Here is a 653-nt window from a genome sequence, read left to right as displayed (position 1 = left end):
TCTGATACTCCATCGTTCTATCCAGACCAACAATGACGTTAGCCGCATCATCAGCAGTTACGTTCGGTGCCGCCGGTGCTGGCGGGTTCGTCGTGAACATCAGCGTTGTAGCTGCGCCCGCTGGCGTACCTGTCGCAGCATCTGCTGGGATCCGAACCAGCACAGTATGATTACCAGACAAATCTGGAGCATTCGTGCCGTCGTACTTCACATAGCTGCCACCATCTACTTGATACTCCATCGTCGTATCTAGACCCGTAATAACGTTAGCCGCATCATCGGCGGTTACGTTCGGCGCCGCCGGTGCTGGCGGATTCGTCGTAAATGTCAGCGTCGTTGCTGCGCCCGCTGGTGTTCCTGTCGCAGCATCCGCTGGTACTCGAACCAGTACCGTGTGATTACCAGACAAGTCTGGTGCATTCGTGCCGTCGTACTTCACATAGCTTCCGCCGTCAATTTGATACTCCATTGTCGTATCTAGACCCGTGATAACGTTAGCTGCATCATCAGCCGTTACGTTTGGTGCTACCGGAGCTGGCGGATTCGTCGTAAACGTCAGCGTCGTTGCTGCGCCCGCTGGTGTTCCTGTCGCAGCATCCGCTGGCACCCGAACCAACACCGTGTGATTACCAGACAAGTCTGGTGCATTCGTT

Annotated in this window: 1 protein-coding gene; it reads right to left on the bottom strand. The window is 55.3% G+C overall.

Features of this window, described 5'->3' with window-relative positions:
- Nucleotides 1-653, bottom strand: a 653-nt coding sequence (locus tag PKO01S_RS28560) for a DUF4073 domain-containing protein (RefSeq protein ID WP_127534788.1), incomplete at both ends; no start/stop codon positions are given.

Source organism: Paenibacillus kobensis NBRC 15729, assembly GCF_004000825.1.
GTDB lineage: Bacteria > Bacillota > Bacilli > Paenibacillales > Paenibacillaceae > Paenibacillus_T > Paenibacillus_T kobensis.
This window is presented reverse-complemented; position numbering and strand designations above follow the sequence as displayed.